25 protein-coding genes and 1 tRNA gene are annotated in these 25,573 nt (G+C 70.0%); 21 read left to right on the top strand and 5 right to left on the bottom strand.

Translation table 11 applies throughout. The features are described 5' to 3' along the window. Positions 1-69 precede the first annotated feature (69 nt). From cysK to FV227_RS19980, 18 genes are all read left to right on the top strand, one after another. Positions 70-1,044, top strand: a complete 975-nt coding sequence (gene cysK / locus FV227_RS20065; RefSeq protein ID WP_147727013.1) for a cysteine synthase A — start codon at positions 70-72, stop codon at positions 1,042-1,044. Positions 1,045-1,194: 150 nt separating this feature from the next. Further along, entirely contained in the window at positions 1,195-1,572 is a 378-nt protein-coding gene (locus FV227_RS20060; RefSeq protein WP_147727012.1) for a hypothetical protein, read from the top strand. A gap of 299 nt (positions 1,573-1,871) precedes the next feature. Further along, complete coding sequence (gene carB, locus FV227_RS20055; protein ID WP_147727011.1) at positions 1,872-5,345, top strand: carbamoyl-phosphate synthase large subunit; 3,474 nt, start codon at positions 1,872-1,874, stop codon at positions 5,343-5,345. 131 nt (positions 5,346-5,476) lie between these two features. Then, positions 5,477-5,953: a transcription elongation factor GreA gene (greA, locus tag FV227_RS20050; protein WP_187274882.1), complete on the top strand. Its 477-nt coding sequence runs from the start codon at positions 5,477-5,479 to the stop codon at positions 5,951-5,953. Positions 5,954-5,962: 9 nt separating this feature from the next. Further along, positions 5,963-6,514: a hypothetical protein gene (locus tag FV227_RS20045; RefSeq protein WP_147859752.1), complete on the top strand. Its 552-nt coding sequence runs from the start codon at positions 5,963-5,965 to the stop codon at positions 6,512-6,514. Between the two features lies 1 nt (position 6,515). After that, positions 6,516-7,553 carry a mitochondrial fission ELM1 family protein gene (locus tag FV227_RS20040; protein ID WP_147859751.1) on the top strand — a complete coding sequence of 346 codons (1,038 nt, stop codon included), beginning with the start codon at positions 6,516-6,518 and terminating at the stop codon, positions 7,551-7,553. A 21-nt stretch (positions 7,554-7,574) separates the two neighbouring features. Further along, a complete protein-coding gene (trxB, locus tag FV227_RS20035; RefSeq protein WP_147727818.1) occupies positions 7,575-8,552 on the top strand; it encodes a thioredoxin-disulfide reductase in 978 nt (325 codons plus the stop codon). 288 nt (positions 8,553-8,840) lie between these two features. Next, positions 8,841-9,731, top strand: coding sequence for a LysR family transcriptional regulator (locus tag FV227_RS20030; RefSeq protein WP_147727817.1), 891 nt, complete (start codon positions 8,841-8,843; stop codon positions 9,729-9,731). 290 nt (positions 9,732-10,021) lie between these two features. Further along, positions 10,022-11,446, top strand: coding sequence for a cytochrome ubiquinol oxidase subunit I (locus FV227_RS20025; RefSeq protein WP_147859750.1), 1,425 nt, complete (start codon positions 10,022-10,024; stop codon positions 11,444-11,446). 5 nt (positions 11,447-11,451) lie between these two features. Further along, positions 11,452-12,459, top strand: coding sequence for a cytochrome d ubiquinol oxidase subunit II (gene cydB, locus FV227_RS20020; RefSeq protein ID WP_147727816.1), 1,008 nt, complete (start codon positions 11,452-11,454; stop codon positions 12,457-12,459). Positions 12,460-12,467: 8 nt separating this feature from the next. Next, positions 12,468-12,575 carry a DUF2474 domain-containing protein gene (locus FV227_RS20015; protein WP_147727815.1) on the top strand — a complete coding sequence of 36 codons (108 nt, stop codon included), beginning with the start codon at positions 12,468-12,470 and terminating at the stop codon, positions 12,573-12,575. Positions 12,576-12,581: 6 nt separating this feature from the next. Then, positions 12,582-13,154: a GbsR/MarR family transcriptional regulator gene (locus FV227_RS20010; protein WP_147859749.1), complete on the top strand. Its 573-nt coding sequence runs from the start codon at positions 12,582-12,584 to the stop codon at positions 13,152-13,154. Positions 13,155-13,412: 258 nt separating this feature from the next. Next, complete coding sequence (locus FV227_RS20005) at positions 13,413-14,690, top strand: glycosyltransferase family 1 protein (protein ID WP_147859748.1); 1,278 nt, start codon at positions 13,413-13,415, stop codon at positions 14,688-14,690. Between the two features lie 100 nt (positions 14,691-14,790). Beyond that, positions 14,791-15,111, top strand: a complete 321-nt coding sequence (locus tag FV227_RS20000) for a rhodanese-like domain-containing protein (protein ID WP_147728427.1) — start codon at positions 14,791-14,793, stop codon at positions 15,109-15,111. Between the two features lie 118 nt (positions 15,112-15,229). Next, positions 15,230-16,363: an efflux RND transporter periplasmic adaptor subunit gene (locus FV227_RS19995; protein WP_147728428.1), complete on the top strand. Its 1,134-nt coding sequence runs from the start codon at positions 15,230-15,232 to the stop codon at positions 16,361-16,363. 110 nt (positions 16,364-16,473) lie between these two features. Then, a complete protein-coding gene (locus FV227_RS19990) occupies positions 16,474-19,683 on the top strand; it encodes a multidrug efflux RND transporter permease subunit (RefSeq protein ID WP_147728429.1) in 3,210 nt (1,069 codons plus the stop codon). A 120-nt stretch (positions 19,684-19,803) separates the two neighbouring features. After that, positions 19,804-20,814 carry an SDR family oxidoreductase gene (locus tag FV227_RS19985; RefSeq protein WP_147859747.1) on the top strand — a complete coding sequence of 337 codons (1,011 nt, stop codon included), beginning with the start codon at positions 19,804-19,806 and terminating at the stop codon, positions 20,812-20,814. A 67-nt stretch (positions 20,815-20,881) separates the two neighbouring features. Continuing rightward, complete coding sequence (locus tag FV227_RS19980) at positions 20,882-21,748, top strand: MBL fold metallo-hydrolase (protein WP_147726071.1); 867 nt, start codon at positions 20,882-20,884, stop codon at positions 21,746-21,748. A gap of 42 nt (positions 21,749-21,790) precedes the next feature. Here FV227_RS19980 and FV227_RS19975 read toward each other — a convergent pair whose 3' ends face one another. Both FV227_RS19975 and FV227_RS29150 read right to left on the bottom strand, forming a co-directional pair. Then, a complete protein-coding gene (locus FV227_RS19975) occupies positions 21,791-22,495 on the bottom strand; it encodes a glutathione S-transferase N-terminal domain-containing protein (RefSeq protein ID WP_147726072.1) in 705 nt (234 codons plus the stop codon). A 178-nt stretch (positions 22,496-22,673) separates the two neighbouring features. Beyond that, positions 22,674-22,826: a hypothetical protein gene (locus FV227_RS29150; protein ID WP_187274883.1), complete on the bottom strand. Its 153-nt coding sequence runs from the start codon at positions 22,824-22,826 to the stop codon at positions 22,674-22,676. 4 nt (positions 22,827-22,830) lie between these two features. On the opposite strand from FV227_RS29150, the gene FV227_RS19970 reads away from it, so the two are divergent. From FV227_RS19970 to FV227_RS19960, 3 genes are all read left to right on the top strand, one after another. Further along, entirely contained in the window at positions 22,831-22,989 is a 159-nt protein-coding gene (locus tag FV227_RS19970) for a hypothetical protein (RefSeq protein ID WP_246686524.1), read from the top strand. 61 nt (positions 22,990-23,050) lie between these two features. Continuing rightward, positions 23,051-23,127 (top strand) — tRNA-Pro (locus FV227_RS19965). 28 nt (positions 23,128-23,155) lie between these two features. Continuing rightward, the gene (locus tag FV227_RS19960; RefSeq protein WP_147859746.1) at positions 23,156-23,467 is read left to right on the top strand and encodes an ETC complex I subunit; all 312 of its coding nucleotides are present in this window, start codon (positions 23,156-23,158) and stop codon (positions 23,465-23,467) included. A 24-nt stretch (positions 23,468-23,491) separates the two neighbouring features. Here FV227_RS19960 and FV227_RS19955 read toward each other — a convergent pair whose 3' ends face one another. The 3 genes from FV227_RS19955 to FV227_RS19945 all read right to left on the bottom strand — a co-directional run. Then, entirely contained in the window at positions 23,492-23,956 is a 465-nt protein-coding gene (locus FV227_RS19955; RefSeq protein ID WP_147726082.1) for a nucleoside deaminase, read from the bottom strand. Positions 23,957-24,021: 65 nt separating this feature from the next. Further along, positions 24,022-25,089 carry a spore photoproduct lyase family protein gene (locus tag FV227_RS19950; protein ID WP_147726083.1) on the bottom strand — a complete coding sequence of 356 codons (1,068 nt, stop codon included), beginning with the start codon at positions 25,087-25,089 and terminating at the stop codon, positions 24,022-24,024. Positions 25,090-25,141: 52 nt separating this feature from the next. Further along, positions 25,142-25,573: SHOCT domain-containing protein (locus tag FV227_RS19945; RefSeq protein ID WP_147859745.1), on the bottom strand; the 432-nt coding region annotated here is incomplete at its 5' end.

The following is a 25,573-nucleotide window of genomic DNA, read 5'->3' as shown; positions in this document are numbered from 1 at the left end:
GCCCGGTCCCGCCCCCGCGCGGGCGGCCCGGCGCGCCGTCACCTGAGCGTCCTTCGGAGATTCGCGACCATGGCATCTGTCGAGACCCCAGCCCGCAAGCCCGGCCATGGCCGCGTCTACGGCTCGATCACCGAGACGATCGGCAACACGCCGCTCGTCCGCCTGAACCGCCTGCCGCAGGCGCGCGGCATCGACGCCGAGATCCTGCTGAAGCTCGAGTTCTTCAACCCGATCGCCAGCGTGAAGGACCGCATCGGCGTCAACATGATCGACGCGCTGGAGGCCTCGGGCAAGCTGAAGCCCGGCGGCACCCTGGTCGAGCCGACCTCCGGCAACACCGGCATCGCGCTGGCCTTCGTGGCCGCCGCCCGCGGCTACCGCCTGATCCTGGTGATGCCCGAGACGATGTCGCTCGAGCGCCGCAAGATGCTGGCCTTCCTCGGCGCCGAGCTGGCGCTGACGCCCGGCCCGCAGGGCATGAAGGGCGCCATCGCCAAGGCCGAGGAGCTGCTCGGCGAGATCCCCGGCTCGGTGATGCCGCAGCAATTCTCGAACCCCGCCAACCCGGAGATCCACCGCAGGACGACGGCGGAAGAGATCTGGAACGACACCGACGGCCAGCTCGACGCGTTCGTGGCCGGCGTCGGCACCGGCGGGACGATCACCGGCGTCGGCTCGGTGCTGAAGCCGCGCCTGCCGAACCTGAAGGTGTTCGCGGTCGAGCCGACGGATTCGCCGGTCATCTCCGGCGGGCAGCCGGGGCCGCACAAGATCCAGGGCATCGGCGCGGGCTTCATCCCGGACAACCTCGACCGCGCGATCGTCGACGGCGTGATCACCGTCTCGAACCAGCAGGCGTTCGAGACCGCCCGCGAGCTCGCCCGCCTCGAGGGCATCCCCGGCGGCATCTCCACCGGCGGCAACGTCGCGGCGGCGCTGGAGCTGGCGGGCCGGCCGGAGTTCAAGGGCAAGCGCATCGTCACGGTCGCGTGCTCGTTCGCCGAGCGCTACATCTCCTCGGCGCTGTTCGAGGGCGTCGGCTAGACCGGGACTGCCACGATTTGGGCGCCGGGCCTGGGGCCCGGCGTCACACAAAACACAGGATCGTCCCCCATCCCGTCGTCAACCGCCCGTTAACGACGACGCCGCAACGATCGTCGCCGGGCCGATCTCGACGATGAACGGGGCTGACGAATGACCTTCGACGACGCGCGCGACGACTTCTCCCGTCTGCACCGCATCTTCAGCTTCCATCTCGGGGTCGCCGTCGGCCTGTCGTGGCTGACCACGCTCTACGCCGCCTGCTACGCGCCGTGGGTGCGCAACATCCGCGCGATCCTCGACCCGGCCAACGGCCTCGACCACATCGAGAGCACGGTCTCCTACCTGTTCGTGATGCCGGCGCTGCTGACGCTGGCCTGGGTCTCGCTGGTCTTCGGCCGCGAGGTGATCCGCCGCTCGCAGACGCTTCCGAGCGTCGCCATGGAGTTCGCGGTCGCGGCGCTGGTCGCCTTCGGCGTGTTCTACCTCTCGATCGACCGCGCCGTCGCCGCGCTCTACGCCGGCCTCTGACGCGAGCAGGGCGGTTTCTCCGCTCCCGCTTCGACAGCCAAGCGATCCCTTTCCCCGCGTGCGGGAGGAGGGCGCATCATCCGGTCGAGCGTTGAGAGGGCTTGAACCCATCCCGGCCGGGTCGGAAACGCGTCCCCGGTTTCGGGGCGGCCCAACCATGCGTGCACACGCCCTTTCAAACGCCTCCGGCTGCGTGTAGACGCGGGTCTCAACGACAATCCCGCCGCCTGCGCCCATCCGCGCCGCCCCGAGAGCCGGGCTGCGCGGTCGGGCACGTGTGAGCGCATCCAAGGCGTCCGATGCCGAAGCGCACCGATATCTCCTCAATCCTCATCGTCGGTGCGGGGCCGATCATCATCGGGCAGGCCTGCGAGTTCGACTATTCCGGCACCCAGGCCTGCAAGGCGCTCCGCGAGGAGGGCTACCGGATCGTGCTGGTCAACTCGAACCCGGCCACCATCATGACCGACCCGGACATGGCGGATGCGACCTACGTCGAGCCGATCACCCCGGAGATCGTCGCCAAGATCATCGAGAAGGAGCGGCCGGACGCGATCCTGCCGACCATGGGCGGCCAGACCGCGCTGAACTGCGCGCTCTCGCTCCAGCGCATGGGCGTGCTGGAGAAGTACGGCGTGCAGATGATCGGCGCGACGGCCGAGGCCATCGACAAGGCCGAGGACCGCCATCTCTTCCGCGACGCGATGACCAAGATCGGCCTCGAGACGCCGAAATCGGAGCTCGCCAACGCCTCGGTGCCGAAGAAGGCCGACCGCGACAGGCGCCTCGCCGAGATCGCCCGCATCGAGGCGCAGTGGCCTGCGGGTGCCGACCGGGACGCGGCGGTCGCCGCCTTCGAGAAGACCTGGCATGCGGGCGAGGGCGACCGGCGCAAGCGCTACATCGAGCACGCGCTGGGCCAGGCCCTGATCGCGCTCGCCGAGGTCGGCCTGCCGGCGATCATCCGGCCGTCCTTCACCATGGGCGGCACCGGCGGCGGCATCGCCTACAACCGCGAGGAATTCCTCGACATCGTCGAGCGCGGCATCGACGCGTCGCCGACCAACGAGGTGCTGATCGAGGAATCGGTGCTCGGCTGGAAGGAGTATGAGATGGAGGTCGTCCGCGACAAGGCGGACAACTGCATCATCGTCTGTTCGATCGAGAACATCGACCCGATGGGCGTCCACACCGGCGATTCCGTCACCGTCGCGCCGGCGCTGACGCTGACCGACAAGGAATACCAGGTGATGCGCGACGCATCCCTCGCGGTGCTGCGCGAGATCGGCGTCGAGACCGGCGGCTCGAACGTGCAGTTCGCCATCGACCCGGCCACCGGCCGGATGATCGTCATCGAGATGAACCCGCGCGTGTCGCGCTCCTCGGCGCTGGCGTCGAAGGCCACCGGCTTCCCGATCGCCAAGGTCGCGGCCAAGCTGGCCGTCGGCTACACCCTCGACGAGATCGCCAACGACATCACCGGCGGCGCGACCCCGGCCTCGTTCGAGCCGACGATCGACTACGTCGTCACCAAGATCCCCCGCTTCGCGTTCGAGAAGTTCCCCGGCGCCGAGCCGACGCTGACCACCGCGATGAAGTCGGTCGGCGAGGCGATGGCGATCGGCCGGTGCTTCGCCGAATCGCTGCAGAAGGCCCTGCGCTCTCTCGAGACCGGGCTCACCGGCCTCGACGAGATCGAGATCGAGGGGCTCGGCAAGGGCGACGACCACAACGCGATCAAGGCGGCGATCGGCACGCCGACGCCGGACCGGCTGCTCAACGTCGCGCAGGCGTTGCGCCTCGGGGTGAGCCATGCCGAGGTCCACGCCTCGTGCAAGATCGACCCGTGGTTCCTGGAGCAGCTGCAGGGCATCATCGACCTGGAGAACCGGGTCAAGGCGCACGGCCTGCCGGCGACGCCGGGCGCGTTCCGCCAGCTCAAGGCCGCGGGCTTCTCCGACGCGCGCCTGGCCGTCCTCGCCGGGACCGACGAGCCGTCGGTGCGCGAGGCGCGCCGCGCGCTGAAGGTGCGGCCGGTGTTCAAGCGGATCGACACCTGTGCCGCCGAGTTCAAGGCGCCGACCGCCTACATGTACTCGACCTACGTCGCCCCCTTCGCCGGCACGGTCGCCGACGAGGCCCAGCCGACCGCGGCCAGGAAGGTCATCATCCTCGGCGGCGGCCCGAACCGGATCGGCCAGGGCATCGAGTTCGACTATTGCTGCTGCCACGCCTGCTACGCGCTGTCGGAGGCGGGCTACGAGACCATCATGGTCAACTGCAACCCGGAGACCGTCTCGACCGATTACGACACCTCCGACCGGCTCTACTTCGAGCCGCTGACGCAGGAGGACGTGCTCGAGATCATCGAGACCGAGCGGCAGAACGGCACCCTGCACGGGGTCATCGTCCAGTTCGGCGGCCAGACGCCGCTGAAGCTCGCCCGCGCGCTCGAAGCCGCCGGCGTGCCGATCCTCGGCACCTCGCCGGACGCGATCGACCTCGCCGAGGACCGCGACCAGTTCAAGCGGCTCCTCGACAAGCTCGGGATGAAGCAGCCCAAGAACGGCATCGCCTACTCGGTCGAGCAGGGCCGGATGGTCGCGGCCGACCTCGGCCTGCCCTTCGTGGTGCGCCCGAGCTACGTGCTCGGCGGCCGCGCCATGGCGATCATCCGCGACGAGACCCAGTTCGCCGACTACCTGCTCGACACCCTGCCGAGCCTGATCCCGTCCGAGGTCAAGTCGCGCTACCCCAACGACAAGACCGGCCAGATCAACACGGTGCTCGGCAAGAACCCGCTGCTGTTCGACCGCTACCTGTCGGATGCGGTCGAGATCGACGTCGACGCGGTCTGCGACGGCACCGACGTGTTCATCGCCGGGATCATGGAGCACATCGAGGAGGCCGGCATCCATTCCGGCGACTCGGCCTGCTCGCTGCCCTCGCGCTCGCTCTCGCCCGAGATCATCGCCGAGCTGGAGCGCCAGACCAAGGCGATGGCGCTGGCGCTGAAGGTCGGCGGCCTGATGAACGTGCAGTACGCGATCAAGGACGGCACGATCTACGTGCTGGAGGTGAACCCGCGCGCGTCCCGCACGGTGCCGTTCGTCGCCAAGGTGATCGGCGAGCCGATCGCCAAGATCGCCGCCCGGGTCATGGCCGGCGAGGCGCTGGCCGCGTTCGGGCTGAAGAAGAAGGTCCTCAACCACATCGCGGTGAAGGAGGCGGTGTTCCCGTTCGCGCGCTTCCCCGGCGTCGACGTGCTGCTCGGGCCGGAGATGCGCTCCACCGGCGAGGTCATCGGGCTCGATGCCGGCTTCGGCGTCGCCTTCGCCAAGAGCCAGCTCGGCTCGGGCACCAAGGTGCCGCGCTCGGGGACGGTGTTCGTCTCGGTGCGGGACGGCGACAAGGCACGCATCCTGCCCTCGATCCGGCTGCTGGCCGGGCTCGGCTTCGCGATCGTGGCGACCGGCGGCACCCAGCGCTACCTCGTCGAGAACGGCGTCGCCTGCGACCGGGTGAACAAGGTGCTCGAAGGCCGGCCGCACGTGGTCGACTCGATCAAGAACGGGGACATCCAGCTCGTCCTGAACACCACCGAGGGGGCCGGCGCGCTGTCGGACTCGCGCTCGCTCCGCCGGGCGGCCCTCTTGCATAAGGTGCCGTACTACACCACTCTGGCCGGAGCGATGGCGGCGGCCGAGGGCATTCAGGCCTATCTCGAAGGTGACCTTCGGGTCCGCGCCCTGCAGGAATACTTCGCAGCCTGAAGCCGGGCGGCGACACGACGTTTCTGACCGATCGCGGACCCTGCGCTCGGACAGGTTTTGGAATCTGGCCCGGAGGGCGCGGCATCCCCGCGTCCGGCCGGGCCTCTTCATTGTGGCGCGAGACGATGGCGATAGACAAGGTTCCGATCACGGTGCGTGGCTTCGCAGCCATGGAGGAGGAGCTGAAGCACCGCCAGCAGGTGGAGCGCCCGCGCATCGTCGCGGCGATCTCCGAGGCGCGCGCGCACGGCGACCTCTCCGAGAACGCCGAGTATCACGCCGCCAAGGAGGCGCAGTCTCACAACGAGGGCCGCGTGCTCGAGCTGGAGAGCCTGATCGCGCGCGCCGAGATCATCGACGTCACCAAGCTCTCGGGCGACAAGATCAAGTTCGGCGCGACCGTGAAGCTCGTCGACGACGATACGGAGGAAGAGAAGACCTACCAGATCGTCGGCGAGCCCGAGGCCGACGTGCATTCGGGCCGGGTCTCGATCACCTCGCCGATCGCGCGGGCGCTGATCGGCAAGGGCGTCGGCGATTCCGTCGAGGTGACGACGCCCGGCGGCGGCAAGTCCTACGAGGTCGTCGGCATCCGGTACGGGGGCTGACCGGTGCGGATGGCGCGACGCTGGATCGCCGGGCTGCTGGCCCTCCCGGCTCTGGCCGCACCGGCCGTGACCGCCCTGGCCGTGACCGCTTCGGCCGTCGCCGCCCCGGCCTCGGCCGGCGATTTTCCGAGCCTGCAGGGCGACCGCTTCTCCGACGTCCGCGTCGACGTGCGCCCGCTCGTGGCGCTCGGCGCCGGGGCCCAGGCCGAGGCGCTGCGCGCCGACCTGACCGCGGCCCTGCGCAGCCGCTTCGCGGCCCGCCTCGGCGGCCGCGGCCCGAGCCTCGTGGTCCTGGTCCGCGGCTTCTCGCTGCGGCCCTACGCCGGCGGCAACAACAGCGGCCGCTCCGGCTTCGGGGGCGGCTCGCAGAACGACTACCTCGACGGCGAGGCGCTGCTGGTCGCCCGCGACGGCGCGATCCTCGGGCGCCACCCGCAGCTCACCGCCACCCCGTCGAGCTTCGGCGGGGCGTGGTACGATCCGCAATCCGAGCGGAGCCGCGTGACCGCCATCGCCGACATCTACGCCGACTGGCTCGTCCGCAACCTGCCCGTCGACTGACGTGATCCCCTCCTCCGAGACGCACGCCGCCCCGGCGCTTTCCGGCGCCCGCGCCTGGATCGTCACCGACGGCAAGGCCGGCGACGAGAACCAGTGCGTCGGCATCGCCGAGACCCTTCGCCTGTCCTACGAGATCCGCCGGGTGCCGTCGCACGGCCCGTTCGGCTGGACGGCGCCGTGGGGGCCGATCGACCCGCGCCAGGGCCCGTATCGCAGCCGCGGCGCGCTGGCCGGGCCCTATCCCGACATCCTGATCGCCTCCGGGCGGCGCGCGGTGCCTTATCTCCGCGCGATGCGCCGGGCCGCGCCGGGACGCACCTTCACCGCCTTCCTGAAGGACCCGCGCACCGGGCACGACAGCGCCGACTTCATCTGGGTGCCCGACTACGACGACCTGCGCGGCCCCAACGTCTTCACCACGCTGACCGCGCCGCACCTCGTCACCGCCGAGCGGATCGCGGCCGCCCGCGCGCGGCCGGACCCCCGGCTGACGGCGCTCGACGGGCCGCGGGTCGCGGTGCTGATCGGCGGGGACAGCCGACACCTGAGCTATCGCGCCCTCGACATGCAGCGCCTGGTCGACGACCTGCGCAAGCTCGCCGGGTCGGGCTGCCGGCTGATGGTCACCGTCTCGCGCCGCACGCCGGACCCACTGCGCGACGCGATCCGCACGCTTGTTTCGGAGACCGGCGGGTTCCTCTGGGACGGCGGCGGCGACAACCCTTACGTGGCGATGCTGGCGCTGGCCGACGCGGTGGTGGTCACCTCCGATTCGGCGAACATGGTCAGCGAGGCGGTGTCCACCGGCGCGCCGGTGCTGCTGTTCGACCTGCCGCGTACCTATATCCGCCACCGGCGGATGTTCGCGGGGCTGGCGATGGCCGGCGCCTTGCGGCCGTTTACCGGGCGGTTGGAGCCGCTGGCCTACAAGCCGATCAACGCCACGCCGGTGATCGCCCAGGCGCTCGCCGACGGCTACGCCGCCTTCCGGGCGGCACAGGGCGGTCTGCCGGCCGGCCGGCACGTCGCCGAGGCTTAGAGCGAGGGATTCGAGGACGTCATGGCCCACACCCATTCCAGGCTGATCATCGTCGGTTCGGGGCCGGCCGGTTACACGGCCGCGATCTACGCGGCCCGTGCCATGGTGCAGCCGCTGCTGATCTCGGGCTTCCAGCCCGGCGGCCAGCTGATGATCACCACCGACGTCGAGAACTATCCGGGCTTCGCCGAGGCGATCCAGGGGCCGTGGCTGATGGAGCAGATGCGGCTCCAGGCCGAGCATGTCGGCACCACGATCCTGTCGGAGTACATCACCAAGGTCGACCTCAAGGTGCGCCCGTTCCGGCTCGAGGCCGATTCCGGCGAGACCTATTCCTGCGACGCGCTGATCATCGCCACCGGCGCCCAGGCGAAGTGGCTCGGCCTGCCGTCGGAGGCCAAGTTCCAGGGCGGGGGCGTCTCGGCCTGCGCCACCTGCGACGGCTTCTTCTTCCGCGGCAAGCCGGTGGCGGTGGTCGGCGGCGGCAACACGGCCGTCGAGGAGGCCCTGTACCTCGCCAACCTCGCCTCGAAGGTCACGGTGATCCACCGCCGGGACAGCTTCCGCGCCGAGCGCATCCTGCAGGAGCGCCTGTTCAAGCATCCGAACGTCGAGGTGCTGTGGAACCGCGAGATCGACGAGATCTGCGGCACCACCACGCCCGCGCCGTCGGTGACGCACCTGCGCCTCAAGGACACCCGCACCGGCGAGGCCAGCGCGGTGCCGGTTGACGGCGTGTTCGTCGCGATCGGCCACAAGCCGGCGACCGAGGTGTTCGAGGGCCAGCTCGCGATGCGCCACGGCGGCTACCTCAGCGTCCGCCCCGGCACCGCCGAGACCGAGATTCCCGGCGTGTTCGCGGCCGGCGACGTCACCGACGACGTCTACCGCCAGGCGATCACCGCGGCCGGCATGGGCTGCATGGCTGCGCTGGAAGCGGAGAAGTACCTCGCCAACCTCGACATCGGCGAGAGCCCGCGACAGGCCGCCGCCGAGTAGGCGCGAGCTCGTCCACCGGCCCGAATCCCCGTTCGGGCGGGTGAGGACTGCGCGGTTCGGCCCCGCGCCGAGGATCTGTCAACATTTTCTTTTTGCGGCGCCTTGCGCGCGACCATGCTCAGGACGCATGAGTGACGGGCGTCGCGACGAGGCCGGGCCCGTTCGACCGCAGCCGGGTCCGATGCGTCGCAGCGGGGCCGGGAAACGCCCGCGTCGGTCGACGGCGCGGGTGGCCGGAATGGGGCGCGCGTGCCTCGGCGTCGTCTGGGTGCGTGAGGGAGTCTCGCCGTGGATTGGGACAAGATCCGGATCTTCCTCAACGTCGCGGAAGCCGGCAGCTTCACCCGTGCCGGCGACGACATCGGCCTGAGCCAATCCGCGGTGAGCCGCCAGATCAGTGCCCTGGAGCGCGAGCTGAAGGCGCCGCTGTTCCACCGCCACGCCCGCGGCCTGATCCTGACCGAGCAGGGCGACCTTCTGTTCCGCGCCGCGCGCGACATGAAGCTCCGGCTGGAGAACACCCGCGCCCGCCTCGTCGAGACCAGCGAGCGGCCGTCGGGCGACCTCAAGGTGACCACCACCGTGGGGCTGGGCACCGCGTGGCTCGCCCAGCGCGTCGCCGAATTCCTCGACCTCTACCCGGACGTGCGGATCGAGCTGATCCTGACCAACGAGGAGCTCGACCTCGCTATGCGCGAGGCCGACGTCGCGATCCGCATGCGCCGGCCGGCCCAGCCCGACCTGATCCAGCGCCGGCTGTTCACGGTGCACTACCACGCCTTCGCCAGCCAGGATTACGTCAAGCGCTTCGGCGAGCCCAAGACCGTCGAGGACCTCGACGAGCACCGCCTCGTCTCCTTCGGCGGCAACGAGCCGTCCTACCTGCTGGCGGCGCACTGGCTCGCCAATGTCGGCCGCGAGGGCCGCGAGCGCCGCCCGGTCGCCTTCACCGTCAACAACATCGGCGCGCTGCAGCGGGCGATGGAGACCGGCGCCGGCATCGGCATCCTGCCGGACTACGCGGTCGACGGCGACGACCACCTCGTCCAGGTGCTGCGCGACAGCGAGATGCCGACGCTGGAGAGCTATCTCGTCTACGCCGAGGAGATGCGCACGGTCGCCCGCGTCCAGGCGTTCCGCGACTTCCTCGTCTCGAAGGCGCAGCGCTGGACGTACTGAGGCGCCGGCCGCCACCGCCCTTCCGAGGCGGCTCGGCGGCGCCCGTCGTCGGACGGGCTCCGAAGCGCCCCCCGAAGCCGGCCGGATCGGCCGAGGCCGGCGGGTCGGGGCTTCGTCGTCGGATCGCGGCGTCGGCGATGGCGCGTACCTTCGGCGCCCGCCCGCAGGCCCGTGGTCCCGACGGCATCCGCCGATGCGACAACCGACCTATCCTTGTGCGTCGTATAGGCTTGCATTCTTATCGTCATTTCGGTAATTTCTGAAATGACGAGATCGACGAGGCCGCGGGCATGTCTCTCCTATCCGAGATCGACGTGCTGACGCTTGCGCGGGCGCAGTTCGGGTTCACCGTCGCCTTCCACATCGTCTTCCCGTCTTTCTCGATCGGGCTGGCGAGCTACCTCGCGGTGCTCGAAGGTCTGTGGCTGGCGACCGGCCGCGAGGTGTTCATCAATCTCTTCCACTACTGGCTCAAGATCTTCGCCATCGCTTTCGCGATGGGCGTCGTCTCCGGCCTGGTGATGAGCTATCAGTTCGGCACCAACTGGTCGGTCTATTCCGACAGGACCGGCCCGGTGCTCGGGCCGTTGATTGCCTACGAGGTCATGTCGGCCTTCTTCCTGGAGGCCGGCTTTCTCGGCGTGATGCTGTTCGGCATGAAGAAGGTCGGCCGCGGCCTGCACATGCTGGCGACCCTGATGGTGGCGGTCGGCACCGGCTTCTCGGCGTTCTGGATCGTATCCGTCAATTCCTGGATGCAGACGCCGGCCGGGTACGGCACGAATGCGCAAGGTCAGTTCGTGCCCCTCGATTGGTGGGCGATCGTCTTCAACCCGTCGTTCCCGTATCGGCTCGTGCACATGGTGCTGGCCGCCTACCTGACGACGGCGCTCGTGGTCGGCGGCGTGGGCGCCTGGCACCTGCTGCGGGACCGCGCCAATGCGGGCGCCCGCACCATGTTCTCCATGGCGATGTGGATGCTGGCCTGCGTCGCGCCGCTCCAGATCCTCGCGGGCGATGCCCACGGCCTGAACACGCTCGCGCATCAACCGGCCAAGGTCATGGCGATGGAGGGCCACTTCCGGGGTCATCCGGACGGGGCTCCGCTCATCCTGTTCGGCCTGCCGGACCAGGACGCGGCGACCGTCCGCTACGCGCTGGAGGTGCCCAAGCTCTCGTCGCTGATCCTGAAGCATTCGCTCGACGCAGCCCTCGATGGGCTCGACAGCGTCCCGCGCGCGAATTGGCCGCCGGTGCCGATCGTGTTCTGGTCGTTCCGCATCATGGTCGGGCTCGGCGTCGCGATGCTGGGCGTCGGCCTGTGGAGCCTGTGGGCGCGGTGGCGCGGGCGCCTCTACGAGACGACCTGGCTGCACCGCGTCGCGGTGACGATGGGGCCCGCGGGCTTCGTGGCGGTGCTGGCCGGCTGGATCACGACGGAGGTGGGCCGCCAGCCCTTCACGGTCTACGGCCTGCTGCGCACCGCGCAATCCGCGTCTCCGCTGCAGGTGCCGGCCGTCGCTAGCTCGCTGCTCGCCTTCGTCGTGATCTACCTTTCGGTCTTCGGCATGGGGATCCTCTACATCCTGCGGCTGATGGCGCATGCGCCCCATCGCGGCGAGGAAGGCCCCGAGGTCGGCCTGCCGATCCGCGCCGCCGGCCTCACGCCCGCGCCCGCCGTCGATCCCGATCGCCATCTGCAGCCGGCGGAGTAGGAGCCATGAACGCCGCCTTCGATCTCTCCACGGTCTGGGCCTTCGTGATCGCGTTCGCGGTCTTCGCCTACGTGGTGATGGACGGCTTCGATCTCGGCGTCGGGCTGCTGTTTCCCAGCCTCCGGGCCGGGGAGGAACGCAACGTCGCCATGAACTCGATCGCGCCCGTCTGGGATGGCAACGAGACGTGGCTGGTGCTCGGCGGCGGCGGCCTCTTCGCTGCGTTCCCGCTCGCCTACGCGATCATCCTGCCCGCCCTCTACGCACCGATCGTCGCCATGCTGCTGGGCCTGGTCTTCCGAGGCGTGGCCTTCGAATTCCGCTGGCGCGATCCCCACCATCGCGCCTTCTGGGACGTCGCCTTCGCGGGCGGCTCGCTGGTCGCCGCCCTGGCGCAGGGCATCGCCCTGGGCGCTCTCCTCCAGGGCATCGCCGTCACCGGGCGCGGCTACGGCGGCGGGCGGTGGGACTGGCTGACGCCGTTCAGCCTGTTCACCGGGATCAGCCTCGTGCTGGGCTACGCGCTCTTAGGCGCCACGTGGCTCGTGATGCGGACCGAGGGAACGACGCGCGAACTTGGCCGACGCATGGCGTTCCGGTTCGGGATCGCCACCATCGTCTGCATCGCGGCCGTGAGCGCGGCGACCCCGCTGCTCGACGCCGCCTTCGCCGCCCGCTGGTTCGCCTGGCCGAACGTGTTGCTGACGGCTCAGGTGCCGTTGCTGGTCGTGCTCGGCAGCGTCCTGTTCCTCCGGACGCTCATGCGCGGGGCCGAGCGGGCGCCGTTCCTGCTGGCGCTCGGGCTGTTCGGCCTGTCGTATGTCGGTCTGGGAATCAGCATCTATCCCGACATCGTCCCCGGCCGGGTGACGATCTGGGAGGCGGCCTCGCCGAGATCCTCGCAGATCTTCATGCTGGTCGGCGCGGGCGTCCTCATCCCGGTCATCCTCGCCTACACCGCCTACGCGTACTGGGTCTTCCGGGGCAAGGTCGGCGCGGACGGCTACCATTGAGCGGGCTGATGCCGCGTTGGGCCGGCCGGCTCGGCTGGTTCGTGGCCCTCTGGATCGGCGGGGTCGTCGTCGTGGGCGGGATCGCCTTCGTGCTGCGCCTCTGGCTCAAGGCATAGCGGGCGATGCAGCTTCCTCCCCTCGTGCAAGCCTTCGTGCTGCATTTCGGCGAGATGGGCTCCCGCTGGGGCATCAATCGCACGGTCGGCCAGATCTACGCGCTGCTGTTCGTGTCGCCGCAGGGGCTCAATGCCGAGGAGATCGTGGACAAGCTCGGCCTGTCCCGCTCGAACGTGAGCATGGGGCTCAAGGAGCTCCAGGCCTGGAGCCTCGTCCGCCTTCAGCACAGGCCCGGCGACCGCCGCGACTACTTCTCGACGCCGGAGGACATCTGGCAGATCGTCCGGACCCTGGTGGAGGAGCGCAAGAAGCGCGAGATCGACCCGACGCTGACGCTGCTGCGCGAGCTGCTGATGGAGGCGCCGAGCGATGACGACGAACGCTACGCCCAGCAACGCCTGACCGAGATGCGCGATCTCTTCGAGTTATTCGCCGGCTGGTACGGTGACGTGCGCCGCCTCGACACGCAACGCCTCGTGCAGCTTCTGACGCTCGGGGCCCAGGTGCAGAAGGTGCTGGAGATGAAGGATCGCTTCCTGCCGGGACGGGCGGCACGAGGAAAGGCGTCGATCGGCTGACGGCTGCCCGGAGCCGGGCGCGCAACCCGGCGGTCGGTCCGTCGCGTGCCGCGAGAGCCTTCATCCGTCGCCGGCGGCGGGCGGCGGCCGCCCCCGGCGCAGGCTCCCGTTCCTCGTCGTCCGGCTTGCGATATGCCGACCGCGACCGGTTCCCGATCGGCCAACGGTTCGAACCCGAGGCATCGCACCGGCTGGCCCTCCGCGCCTCGGCCCGGTAACACCCGGCCGGCCTGCATGGGGGCCGCAATCCGGAGCATCATGTCGACACGGCCGATCGCCTTCGACCTCACCCGCCTCGTCACCCGCCTGCGCCATGCGAGCCCGTCCGGGATCGACCGGGTCGACCTCGCCTATGCCCGCCACGTGCTCGACGGCGCCGGCGCGCGCTTCGGGCTGGTCTCGACCGGCCTCGGGCCGCGCATCCTCGATCGGGACCACGCGTCCCGCATCGTCGACGCGGTCGCGGACGGCTGGACCGAGGACGTGGTGGCCGAATCCGATCCGGTCTACCGCCGCCTCGAGGCACGGCTCACCGACCGCCCGGCGGAGGCCGTCGCCGGGCGCGACCAGCGGTCCGGCACGATCCGCCGGCGGCGCATCCAGGCCGAGACCGTGCTCGGGATCCTGCGCGCCGCGCCGATCTCGGCCCTGCCGGAGGGCAGCCTCTACCTGCACACCTCGCACCTGCGCCTCGACAAGCCGGAGCGCTTCGACTGGCTCTACACCCGCACCGACGTGCGGCCGGCGTTCTTCGTCCACGACCTGATCCCGATCACCCATCCCGAATACGGCCGGCCCGGCGAGGCCGAGCGCCATCGCCGGCGCCTGCGGACCATCGGCCGGCACGCGGCCGCCATCGTCGTGAATTCCGCCGATACCGGCGAGCGGACGCTGGCGCACCTCGCCGCCGACGGGTTCGGGCGTCCGCCGCTCGCGGTCGGGCATCTCGGCGTCGAGCCGGCCTTCGGGCGCGACGGCCCGCGCTTCGTCCCCGACCGGCCGACCTTCCTCGTCTGCGGCACGATCGAGCCGCGCAAGAACCATCTGCTGCTGCTCCATCTCTGGCGGGAGCTCGCCGAGCGCCACGGCCCGGCCACGCCCCGGCTCGTGCTGGTCGGGCGCCGCGGCTGGGAGGCCGAGAACGTCGTCGATCTGCTGGAGCGCTGCGAGGCGATCCGCCCGCACGTCGTCGAGGTCTCCGGGCTCTCGACCCACGGCCTCGCCGCGCTCACGCGGAGCTGCACGGCGCTGCTGATGCCGTCCTTCACCGAAGGCTACGGCATCCCGATCGTGGAGGCGGCGGCGTCCGGCGTGCCGGTGGTCGCCTCCGGAATTCCGGTCCACCGCGAGATCGCCGAGGGCTTCGCCGCCTTTCTCGACCCCCTCGACGGCCTCGGCTGGGGGCGGGCGGTCGAGGATCTGAGCCGGCCGGGCTCCGGGCTTCGCCAGACGCTGGCCCAGCGTCTCGACGGCTACGCCGGGCCGACCTGGGCGGCGCATTTCGAGCAGGCCGACGCGCTGCTCGATGCGCTCTGATCCGCAGCGCGCCTTCGGCGGCGTGTTGCACCGCGGGCGGCTGACGAATAAGGAAAAGCGTCAGCCCGCGCGGCCGGCCTCTCTCCCAGGGAATTGTTCGATGCGTGTTGTCGACCTCGACCGCGATGCGATCAAGCAGGGTCTCGCCGACGGGTCGATGCTGGTGATCGACGTGCGCGAGCCGCATGAATACGAGAACGGCCACATCCCCGGAGCGGTGATGCACCCGCTCTCGAGCTTCGATCCGGCGGCGGTGGCCGCTCTGATCGAGGCGGACGGGCGCCGCGCGGTCTTCTCCTGCGGCTCCGGCGTGCGCTCGGTCCACGCGCTCAACGCGATGCAGCAGACCGGGCTCGGCCTCGCGGAACACTACAAGGGCGGCTATCGCGACTGGTCGTCGGCCGGTGAAGCGATTGAGTAGACCCGTCGAAGCACGGCCGCATGCGCGTCGCCCGGTCGGTCGCGGCGAAGCCATGTGCGGTGTCGCACAACCTGTGCGCGCTGCGGGGAATAGGTGGCGGGCTGCTGGGGAACCATCCATGTACAAGCGTCGGCTCGCAAGCCTCATCGTGATCGCCGCGGCGCTCGCCGCGCCGCAGGCCCGTGCCCAGGCGCCGGGCGGCCCGCCGCCGAAGGTGACGGTCGCCAAGCCCGTGGTCCGCGAGATCATCGAGCAGGACCAGTATACCGGCCGCTTCGACCCGATCGAGTTCGTCGAGGTCCGCGCGCGGGTGACCGGCTACCTCGAGAAGATCAACTTCACGGACGGCGCCACGGTGAAGAAGGGCGACGTGCTCTTCGTCATCGACCGGCGGCCCTACAAGGCGGCCCTGGAGCAGGCGCAGGCCTCGCTGACCTCGGCCAAGGCCCGCCTCTCGTTCTCGCAGACCGACCTGGAGCGCGCGCAGACCCTGTCGAAGGGCGGCAACATCTCCGAGCAGGTCACCGACCAGCGCCGCCAGGCCTCGCAGACCGCGCAGGCCGACGTCGACAGTGCCGAGGCGGCGCTCCGCAACGCCCAGTTGAACTTCGACTTCTCGGAAGTGAAGTCGCCGATCAACGGGCGGATCAGCCAGCGCCTCGTCACCGAGGGCAACATCGTCATCACCGACCAGACGATGCTGACCACCATCGTCTCGCTCGATCCGATCTACTTCTCCTTCACCGTCGACGAGAAGTCGTTCCTGAAGTACCAGGGCTCGCTCGGCATCGGCATGGGCCAGACCCAGCGCGGCAAAGGCGTCCCGATCCTGATCGCCCTGTCGGGCGAGGCCAAGCCGACCCGCAAGGGCACCCTCGACTTCGTCGACAACCGCGTCGACAACTCCACCGGCACGATCCTCCTGCGCGCCACGGTCGAGAACGCCGACGGCTTCATCAAGCCGGGTTTGTTCGGCATCGTCTCGATGCCCGCGACGAAGCCGTTCCAGGGCGTCATGATCCCGGACGAGGCGGTCGCCGCCAACCAGGACAAGCGCATCGTCTACCTCGTCGGCGAGGACGGGACGGTGACGGCCAAGGACGTGAAGCTCGGCCCCAAGGTCGACGGCTACCGCGTGATCCGCGACGGCCTGAAGGGCGACGAGACCATCGTGGTCAACGGCACCTCCCGCGTGCGCCCCGGCGCCAAGGTCTCGCCGGAATCGATCACGCTGCCGCCGAGCAAGACCTGAGGCCGTCCGCGGTCTCGAGCGTACGAGCGGCACCGGTCCCGACCGGTGCGGCGCCATCGACGACGCCGGTCGCCGGCTCCGCGAGGGGCGGCGACCCAGAGGTTTGACCGATGCGTTTTGCCCACTTCTTCGTCGATCGGCCGATCTTCGCGTCGGTCACGTCGATCATCTTCCTGCTCCTCGGCTTCGTCGCCTACGAGAGCTTGCCGGTCTCGCAATATCCCGAGATCGTCCCGCCCACGGTCACCGTGCGCGCGAGCTTCCCCGGCGCCAACGCCGAGACGGTGGCCGCGACGATCGCGACGCCGATCGAGCAGGAGGTGAACGGCGTCGACAACATGCTCTACATGACGTCGCTGTCGACCAACGACGGCAACATGCTGCTGACCGTCACCTTCAAGGTCGGCACCAACCTCGATATCGCCAACGTGCTGGTGCAGAACCGGCTCTCGGTGGCGCAGCCGCGCCTGCCGCCGGACGTGCGCAACCTCGGCGTCACCGTGCGCAAGGCCTCGCCCGACCTGATGCTGGTCGTGCACCTGCTCTCGCCGAACAAGACCTACGACCAGAACTACCTGGCCAACTACATCTACCTGAACATCCGTGACGAGATGCTGCGCCTGGACGGCGTCGGCGACATCACGATCTTCGGCGGCAACGAGTACGCCGAGCGCATCTGGCTCGACCCGAACAAGCTCGCCGCCTACGGGCTCTCCACCACCGACGTGACCACGGCGCTGCAGGAGCAGAACGTGCAGGTCGCCGCCGGCGCGCTCAACGCGCCGCCCGCCCAGACCGGCGAGGCGTTCCAGCTCGTGGTGCAGTCGCAGGGGCGCTTCCAGACGCCGGAGGAGTTCGCCGACGTCATCGTGAAGGCGACCAACGGCCGCCTGGTGCGGGTGAAGGACGTCGCCCGCACCGAGATGGGCCAGAAGGACTACACCACCAACTCCTTCCTGAACGCGACGCCGGCGGTGGGCATCGGCGCGTTCCAGCGCCCGGGCACCAACGCGCTCGACGCCGCGGCCTCCGTCAAGAAGGTGATGGAGAACCTGAAGAAGAACTTCCCGCCCGACGTCGAGTACCGCATCGCCTACAACCCGACCGAGTTCATCGAGGAGTCGATCCAGGAGGTCTACAAGACCCTGTTCGAGGCCGTCGGCCTCGTGGTGATCGTGATCCTGGTCTTCCTCCAGAGCTGGCGCACGGCGCTGATCCCGGTGATCGCGATCCCCGTCTCGCTCGTCGGCACCTTCGCGGCGATGTCGGCCTTCGGGTTCTCGCTGAACAACCTCACCCTGTTCGGGCTGGTGCTCGCCATCGGCATCGTCGTCGACGACGCGATCGTCGTGGTCGAGAACGTCGAGCGCAACATGGAGGAGGGGCTGTCGCCGGGCGAGGCCGCGCACAAGACCATGGACGAGGTCGGCTCGGCCGTCGTCGCCATCGCGCTCGTGCTGGCCGCGGTGTTCATCCCGACAGCCTTCATCCCCGGCATCTCGGGCCAGTTCTACAAGCAGTTCGCGCTGACGATCGCCGCCTCGACGATCATCTCCGCCTTCAACTCGCTGACCCTGTCTCCGGCGCTCTGCAAGCTGCTCCTGGTGCCCCACCACGCGCGCAAGCAGCCGAAGTTCTTCCTGACGCGGTTCATCGCCTGGCTCGCGGACCTGTTCAACCGCGGCTTCGAGGCGCTCTCGAACGGCTACGCCCGGGTCGTCGGCCTGCTCACCGGCTACAGCGTCGGCATCGTCGCCGTGATGGTGTTCTACGGCTTCGTCATCTTCGGCACGATCCACCTCGTGCAGACGACGCCGACGGGCTTCATCCCCGACCAGGACCAGGGCTACCTCATCGGCGTGGTCCAGCTGCCGGCCGGCGCCTCGCTCGACCGCACCACCGAGACGGTGAACCGGGCGGCCGCGGAAGCGCGCAAGATCGACGGCGTGACCAACACCGTCATCATCGCCGGCTTCGACGGCGCGACCTTCACCAACACCACCAACTCCGGCGTGATGTTCATCACGCTGGCCGGCGCCAAGGAGCGCGCCACCCACGGGCGCAGCGCGGCGGTGATCACCGGCGAGGTGCTGAAGGCCACCGCCAACATCCAGGAGGCGCGGGTCATCGTCATCCCGCCGCCGCCGGTGCGCGGCCTCGGCAACGGCGGCGGCTTCAAGATGCAGGTCGAGAGCCGGCAATCCTCGGAGACCGGGCCGCTGCTGGCCGCCGCCGGCGAGCTGATCGGCCAGGCCAACCAGAGCAGCGACGTGCAGCGGGTGTTCACCACCTTCGGCAACGACACGCCGCAGCTATACCTCGACATCGACCGCACGATCGCGCGGATGCTGAACGTGCCGCTGGCCAACGTCTTCGCCTCGGTGCAGGCGGACCTGGGCGGCGCCTACGTCAACGACTTCAACACGCTCGGCCGCATCTACCAGGTGCGCCTGCAATCCGACGCCGCCTACCGGACCTCGCAGCAGGACATCTCGCAGATCAAGGTCCGCTCCTCCACCGGCGCGCTGGTGCCGCTGGGGACCCTGGCCTCGCTGCGCACCGTCGCCGGCCCGCAGATCGTGCAGCGGTTCAACCTGTACTACTCGGTGCCGGTGCAGGGCGTGGCCAAGCCCGGCGTCTCGACCGGCCAGGCGCTCACCGCCATGGAGGAGATCGCCGCCAAGGCGCTGCCCGAGGGCTACGCCTACGACTGGACCGAGATCGCCTACCAGCAGAAGGCCACCGGCAACACGGCGGTCTACGTGTTCGCGCTGGGCATCCTGCTGGTATTCCTGGTGCTCGCCGCGCAGTACGAGAGCTGGGCGCTGCCGATCTCGATCCTGATGGTGGTGCCGACCGGGGTGCTGGCCGCCTTGTTCGGCGTGCAGCTGCGGGGGCAGGACAACAACATCCTGACCCAGATCGGCCTGATCGTGCTGATCGGTCTCGCGGCGAAGAACGCCATCCTGATCGTCGAGTTCGCCCACGACATCGAGGAGGCGGAGCACAAGGGCCCCGTCGCCGCCGCGATCCAGGCCTGCCGCCTGCGCCTGCGCCCGATCCTGATGACCGCCTTCGCCTTCATCCTCGGCGTGCTGCCGCTGGTGATCGCCACCGGCCCCGGCGCCGAGATGCGCCAGGCGCTGGGCACCGCGGTGTTCTTCGGAATGATCGGCGCGACCTTCTTCGGCCTGTTCCTGACGCCGGTCTTCTACGTGATGATCCGGAACATCGTGATCTGGGTGGGCAAGAAGCGCGGCAAGACCACCGACGACGGCCACGGCGGCGCCCCGGCGCACGCGGCGCCCGCGCATACCTGATCCGGCCCGGCGCCGGCGACCTTCGCGGCCCGCAGGGCGTGTCCATTGGGCACGGCCTGCGGGCCGCAACCGTTTGCGCCGCAACCGCTTGTCGCTGCGGTACGTCGGGGGAAGTCGCGCATGGCACGGGTCGCAGTCGTCACAGGGGGCACCGCCGGGATCGGCCTGGCCACCGCCCACCTGTTCGCGTCCCGCGGCTGGTCGGTGGCGGTGATCGCCCGCGACGAGGCCCGGCTGCGCGCGACCGCCGCCGCCCTCGCGGCTTCCGGCCGCCCGGTGCTGACGATCTCGGCCGACGTGTCGGATGCCGAGGCGGTCGACGCCGCCGCCGCCCGGATCGAAGCCGAGCTCGGGCCGGTCCGCGCCTGGGTCAACAACGCGATGTCGACGGTGGTGAGCCGGGCCGACCGGATCACGCCGGCCGAGTACCGCCGCGTCACCGAGACGACCTATCTCAGCCAGGTCTACGGCACGCTCGCCGCTCTGCGCTTCATGAAGCCGCGCGACCGCGGGGCGATCATCCAGGTCTCGTCCGGGCTGGGCTACCGCGCCGCGGCGCTGCAGGCGCCGTACTGCGCGGCCAAGTTCGCCGTCTCGGGCTTCACCGATTCGCTGCGCTGCGAGCTGATCCACGACAAGTCCGCGGTCTCGCTCAGCGTGATCTACCTGCCGGCGGTCAACACCCCGCAATACCGCTGGACCCGCAACCGGACCGGCCGCGACCAGAATGCGCCGGACCCGGTCTACGATTCGCGCCTGTGCGCCGAGGCCATCGTCTACGCCGCCGAGCATCCGCGCCGCGAGGTCTGGGTCGGCCGCAGCACGGTGATGATGGCGGCGGCCCAGGCCCTGGTCCCGGGCTATGCCGACCGGAAGGCCGCCGAGATGTGGCCCAAGCAGATGGCCGACGAGGACCTGCCGTACCGGGCCGGCAACCTCGACGCCCCGGTGCCGGGCGACGTCGGCATCGACGGGCGCTTCGGCGCCCGGACCAAGCGCACCCGTTCCGCGTTCTGGACCAGCCGGGAGCGCGACCTGCTCATGGCGGGCCTGGCCGGAATCGCCCTAGCGGGGCTCGCGAGCGCCGCGGCGGTGGCGCGTTCCCCGCGGCGGCTGCTGCCGCGGCCCTGACGGGCTCCCGTTCCGGCGGGGCGCCTGATAGGAACCCCGCACCATCCCCACTGCCACGAGGCGACGCGTGCCCGGATACCTGCCCTTTGCCGGCGCCCTCGATCTGCCGGCCTACGTTTGCGACAATTGCGGCTTCTGGCAGCGCCACTTCGAGACCCCGCCGGCCTGCCCGATGTGCCTCGACGCCCGCCACGTCGTGCCGCAGGACGGCTGGCGCTTCTGGACGAAGCACGACGCGCAGGCGCGCTTTCCCTGCCATTGGCAGGAGCTTGAGCCGGGCGTCTGGCGGTTCTGGAACGAGCCGGTCTCGGGCATCGGCCCGTCGAGCTACCTGATCTGCACGGAGGCCGGCAACATGGGCTTCGAGGGCTGCCCGGTCTTCAGCGAGGCGGCGCTCGACCACATCGCCGCTTTGGGCGGCATGCAGGTGCTCTCGGCCTCGCACCCGCACGCCTACGGGGCGCTGGTGCAGCTGCAGGACCGGTTCGACCCGGAGCTGTGCCTGCCCGCCGCCGACTTCACCTGGAGCGCCGCGCTGCAGGTCTCGTGGCCCTACGACGACTTCCTCGAGCCGCTGCCGGGCCTCGAGCTCCACCGCACCGCCGGCCACTTCGACGGCCACGCCGTGCTGTTCGATCGCCAGCGGAAGATCTGCTTCTGCGGCGACGCTTTGAAGTTCGAGCTGGACCCGGAGGATTTCCGCCGCGCCGTGACGATCTCGGCGCACAAGGCCTTCGTGCGCGGCGTGCCGCTGACGACGAACGAACTTCGCCATTACCGCGACGTGTTCGCCCGCCTCGACTTCACCCAGACCTGGACCCCGTTCGAGCCCGCCGCCAATTGCGGGCGTGCCGAGGTCCTGGCGCTGATCGACGAGATGCTGGCGACGCGGCCGCACGCGGCGCCGGTGCGGTTGGACGGCCTACGGCGGTAACGCCGCTTTCCTCCCCCCGCAAAGGGGGGAGGGAGGTGCGCGTCAGCGCTTGGTGTTCCCCGCCGTCTGCCCGAACATCACCTTCTTGGCGTCCTCGCTCATGGTCTTGCCGTGGTCGGGGTTGACCTCCGGGGCGCGGGCGTAGGCGGCCTTGGTGGCGGGGCGCTCGGCGATGGCGTGGAACCAGCGCTTCAGGTTCGGGTGATCGTCGAGGGTCTGGCCCTGCTTCTCCCACGGGACGATCCAGGGATAGGCCGCCATGTCGGCGATGCCGTAATCGCCGGCGACGAAGTCGCGGTCGGCGAGCCGTCGGTCGAGGACGCCGTAGAGCCGGTTGGTCTCGTTGACGTAGCGGTTGATCGCGTAGGGGATCTTCTCGGGGGCGTATTGCGAGAAGTGGTGGTTCTGGCCGAGCATCGGGCCGAGGCCCCCCATCTGCCAGAACAGCCATTGCAGCGCCTCCTGCCGGCCGCGGAGGTCCGTGGCCAGGAACCGGCCGGTCTTCTCGGCGAGGTAGAGCAGGATCGCGCCCGACTCGAACAGCGTGATCGGCGCGCCGCCGTCGGCCGGCGCGTGGTCGACGATCGCCGGCATGCGGTTGTTCGGCGCGATCTTCAGGAAGCCCGGATCGAACTGCTCGCCCTTGCCGATGTTGACCGGCTTGATCGTGTAGGGGAGGCCGACCTCCTCGAGGAACATCGTCACCTTGTGACCGTTCGGGGTCGGCCAGTAGTAGAGATCGATCATCGAAACATCCTCAGGTGACGTGGACCGTCGCGCCCTCGATGCCGCAGGTGGGTCGGATAGGGCGCGGATCAAGCGGCGTTCGGCGCGGGGCGCCTCTGGGACCGCCCGCGCATCGGTCATACCGCAGGGACCACGTTGGCCGTCGGCCTTTCGCAATCGTATCTTCGTCTTCACGCCGTCATCGATCAAATGCGCGGCAATCCTCGGCGGTTTCCTTCAGGCCCGCCATGGTTTGAGTCGCGTCATCGGGGAGGCGGGTCATGATCAGCGCGACGTCGATCAGCAGTGCCGGCCTTGCTGCCGCGTCGCAGAGGTTCGAGTCGACCGCCACGCGCGTGGCCGAGATCGGGACGAGCCTTCCGAGCGCGGCCCAGGTCGACCTGTCGAGCACGGCCGTCCGGCTGATCGAGGACAAGGCCGCCTTCGCGGCCAACGCGGCGGTCCTGCGCGCGTCCGACGCGATGGAGCGGACAGTCCTCGACATCCGCGTCTAGGGCCGCGACACCGATCGAACCTTGCCCGCGCCCCGGCGACCCCGTAAGACCGATGGCATGTCGGGGTGTAGCGCAGTCTGGTAGCGCACCTGGTTTGGGACCAGGGGGTCGTAGGTTCGAATCCTATCGCCCCGACCATCGATTTCCGGAGCGGTTTCTGAAGGCCATGTCGAGCGCCCGCATCTTCCAGCCGTCGAAGGACGCGTCCCAGTCGGGGACGGCCCGGACCAAGGTCTGGCACCTCGAGTTCGACCAGACCGCGCCGCGCGAGACCGACCCGCTGATGGGGTGGACCGGCTCGGGCGACATGCTGCAGCAGGTCCACCTCAAGTTCGAGACCCTCGAGGATGCGGTCGCCTACGCCAAGAAGGCCGGCATCGTCTACCGCGTCGAGGAGCCGAAGACGGCCCCCCCGCGCAAGGGCCTGTCCTACTCCGACAATTTCAAGTTCAACCGCACGGCGCCCTGGACGCACTGACCGGGACGCGCCGAGCCGATCGGCTCAGGCCTCGTCCTTGCGCGCCTTCCAGGCCGCGTAGGGCGCGGTCGCGTCCGGCACGTCGAGGTGCTTCAGCCGCATAGGCTGCGCGTCGAGCGGGCGGCACAGCTCGGCGTAGATCTCGGCGCCGAGCAGCCCGAACTCGCCGGCCGTGGCGGCGGCGTTGGCGAAGTAGCCCTCGCGGATGCCCGACAGCCGCATCGCGGCGTGGCACATCGGGCAGGGCTGGCCGCTGGCGTACATCACGCTGCCGGACAGGTCGCGGCTGTTGAGGCGCCGGCTCGCCTCGCGCAGCGCCACCATCTCGGCATGCCCGGTCGGGTCGTTGGTGGTGTGGACGTTGTTGGCGACCCGGGCCAGGACCTCGTCGCCGCGCACCAGGACGGCGCCGTAGGGCGTGCCGCCGTCGCAGACGTTGTCGGCGGCCAGCTGCACCGCCTCGCTCAGGTACCGTGCGTGATCGCTCATGATGGTCGGTCCTCCCGGATGCGGTCGGGAACGCCCAGGGGCGGAGAACGGTTCGATCCCGCCGCTCAGAACGCGTAGCGCACGGTGCAGTACGGCATCGTCTCCGCGAGCACCGCCTTGAAGCGGGTGAGCCAGCGGCCCTTCCAGCCGGCGCGGTAGCGGACGTTGGCGCCCCCGCCTTCGGAGACCTTGGCCTCCTGGATGTCGGGCCGCCACAGCAGCTCCTCGGCGCGCGGGTGCCAGCCGAGATTGACCGCGTGCAGGCCGGCATTGTGGGTCAGCAGGATGATCTCGCACTTGAGCTGGGCCTTGGCGGCGTCCGACAGCGTGCCGTCGATCTCGGCGAACAAGGCCCGCCAATCCGCCTCCCAGCCCTCGTAGAGAATGACCGGCGAGAAGTTGACGTGGACCTCGTAGCCCGCGGCCACGAAGTCGTCGATCGCCGCGATCCGCTCGGCGATCGGCGTCGTGCGCACGTCGACCACCTTGGCGATCCGTGCCGGCATCAGCGAGAATCGGATGCGGGTGCGCCCCTGCGGGTCGTAGGCGAGCAGGTCGCGGTTCACCGCCTTGGTCGCGAACGAGCCCTTGGCGTTGGGCAGGGTGCGGAACAGCGCGACGAGGTCGCGGACGTTGTCGCAGATCGCCGCGTCGACCGAGAGGTCGCCGTTCTCGCCGATGTCGTAGACCCAGGCGGCGGGATCGATGGTGTCGGGCTCCGGCAGCGCGCCCTGCTTCCGGGCATGCCGCGCGATCGCCGCGCAGGCGGCCTCGACGTTCACGAACAGCGAGATCGGGTTGGAAAACCCCTTGCGCCGCGGCACGTAGCAGTAGGCGCAGGCCATGGCGCAGCCGTTCGAGGTCGAGGGTGCGATGAAGTGGGCGCTGCGGCCGTTGGGCCGCATCGTCAGCCCCTTCTTCACCCCTAGCACCAGCGTCGAGCGCTTGATCCGGACCCAGTCCTCGACCGAGCCCTCGTTGCCGTGGAGCGCCGGGATGTTCCAGTGCGAGGGCACCGGGATGCGCGTCGCGTCCGGGTAGCGCGCCAGGATCTCGCGCCCGCGCGGAAACGTCTCCACCGCGGGCTCGTGATAGATCGTGGAGATGTCGAGGAGGTCGCCGATCGAGGCCATGCGGGGTCCGGCGGCCCGGAACGCGGCCGCCCCTGCGATATGGGGCGCCGGCTCAGAGCCGCGAGAGCAGATCGGCCTTTTTCTCGGCGAACTCGGCCTCGGTCAGCACCCCGCGGCCGTGAAGCTCGGCGAGCCGCTCGATCTTCGTGAACACGTCCCCGTCGCCCGACGAGTCCGGCGCCGTAGCAGGAGCGGAAGCGGGGGCGGGGGCCGAAGCGGGAGAAGCGTCGCGCGCGGGCGTCGGCGCGTCCGGCGCGAGGCGGCGCAGCGTATCGAGGGCGATGCTGCCCTGCGGCCCGGTGAAGCGCAGGGCGCCGTCGGACTGGGAGACACCCGAGATCTGGTGCTCGCCGGTGTCGTAGAGCGCGACCCCGGCGTCGGACTCGATCGCCAGGCGCCGCGTCTCCGGGAAGTAGGCATAGCGCAGGCCGTTCTGGGCGCCCGCGCTCGACGGCCGGCCGAGGCCCGCCGGCCACCACTCGCC

It is taken from the genome of Methylobacterium sp. WL119 (genome assembly GCF_008039875.1).
Classification (GTDB): Bacteria; Pseudomonadota; Alphaproteobacteria; order Rhizobiales; family Beijerinckiaceae; genus Methylobacterium.
The sequence above is the reverse complement of the archived record's forward strand: the minus strand, read 5'-3'. Positions and strand labels throughout refer to the sequence as shown.

What these genes read in the sequence shown, in the direction of transcription:
- cysK (WP_147727013.1), top strand. Translation starts at nt 70, where the DNA reads ATGGCATCTGTCGAGACCCCAGCCCGCAAGCCCGGCCATGGCCGCGTC.
- FV227_RS20060 (WP_147727012.1), top strand. Translation starts at nt 1,195, where the DNA reads ATGACCTTCGACGACGCGCGCGACGACTTCTCCCGTCTGCACCGCATC.
- carB (WP_147727011.1), top strand. Translation starts at nt 1,872, where the DNA reads ATGCCGAAGCGCACCGATATCTCCTCAATCCTCATCGTCGGTGCGGGG.
- FV227_RS20045 (WP_147859752.1), top strand. Translation starts at nt 5,963, where the DNA reads ATGGCGCGACGCTGGATCGCCGGGCTGCTGGCCCTCCCGGCTCTGGCC.
- trxB (WP_147727818.1), top strand. Translation starts at nt 7,575, where the DNA reads ATGGCCCACACCCATTCCAGGCTGATCATCGTCGGTTCGGGGCCGGCC.
- FV227_RS20025 (WP_147859750.1), top strand. Translation starts at nt 10,022, where the DNA reads ATGTCTCTCCTATCCGAGATCGACGTGCTGACGCTTGCGCGGGCGCAG.
- cydB (WP_147727816.1), top strand. Translation starts at nt 11,452, where the DNA reads ATGAACGCCGCCTTCGATCTCTCCACGGTCTGGGCCTTCGTGATCGCG.
- FV227_RS20015 (WP_147727815.1), top strand. Translation starts at nt 12,468, where the DNA reads ATGCCGCGTTGGGCCGGCCGGCTCGGCTGGTTCGTGGCCCTCTGGATC.
- FV227_RS20010 (WP_147859749.1), top strand. Translation starts at nt 12,582, where the DNA reads ATGCAGCTTCCTCCCCTCGTGCAAGCCTTCGTGCTGCATTTCGGCGAG.
- FV227_RS20005 (WP_147859748.1), top strand. Translation starts at nt 13,413, where the DNA reads ATGTCGACACGGCCGATCGCCTTCGACCTCACCCGCCTCGTCACCCGC.
- FV227_RS20000 (WP_147728427.1), top strand. Translation starts at nt 14,791, where the DNA reads ATGCGTGTTGTCGACCTCGACCGCGATGCGATCAAGCAGGGTCTCGCC.
- FV227_RS19995 (WP_147728428.1), top strand. Translation starts at nt 15,230, where the DNA reads ATGTACAAGCGTCGGCTCGCAAGCCTCATCGTGATCGCCGCGGCGCTC.
- FV227_RS19990 (WP_147728429.1), top strand. Translation starts at nt 16,474, where the DNA reads ATGCGTTTTGCCCACTTCTTCGTCGATCGGCCGATCTTCGCGTCGGTC.
- FV227_RS19985 (WP_147859747.1), top strand. Translation starts at nt 19,804, where the DNA reads ATGGCACGGGTCGCAGTCGTCACAGGGGGCACCGCCGGGATCGGCCTG.
- FV227_RS19975 (WP_147726072.1), bottom strand. Translation starts at nt 22,495, where the DNA reads ATGATCGATCTCTACTACTGGCCGACCCCGAACGGTCACAAGGTGACG.
- FV227_RS19960 (WP_147859746.1), top strand. Translation starts at nt 23,156, where the DNA reads ATGTCGAGCGCCCGCATCTTCCAGCCGTCGAAGGACGCGTCCCAGTCG.
- FV227_RS19955 (WP_147726082.1), bottom strand. Translation starts at nt 23,956, where the DNA reads ATGAGCGATCACGCACGGTACCTGAGCGAGGCGGTGCAGCTGGCCGCC.
- FV227_RS19950 (WP_147726083.1), bottom strand. Translation starts at nt 25,089, where the DNA reads ATGGCCTCGATCGGCGACCTCCTCGACATCTCCACGATCTATCACGAG.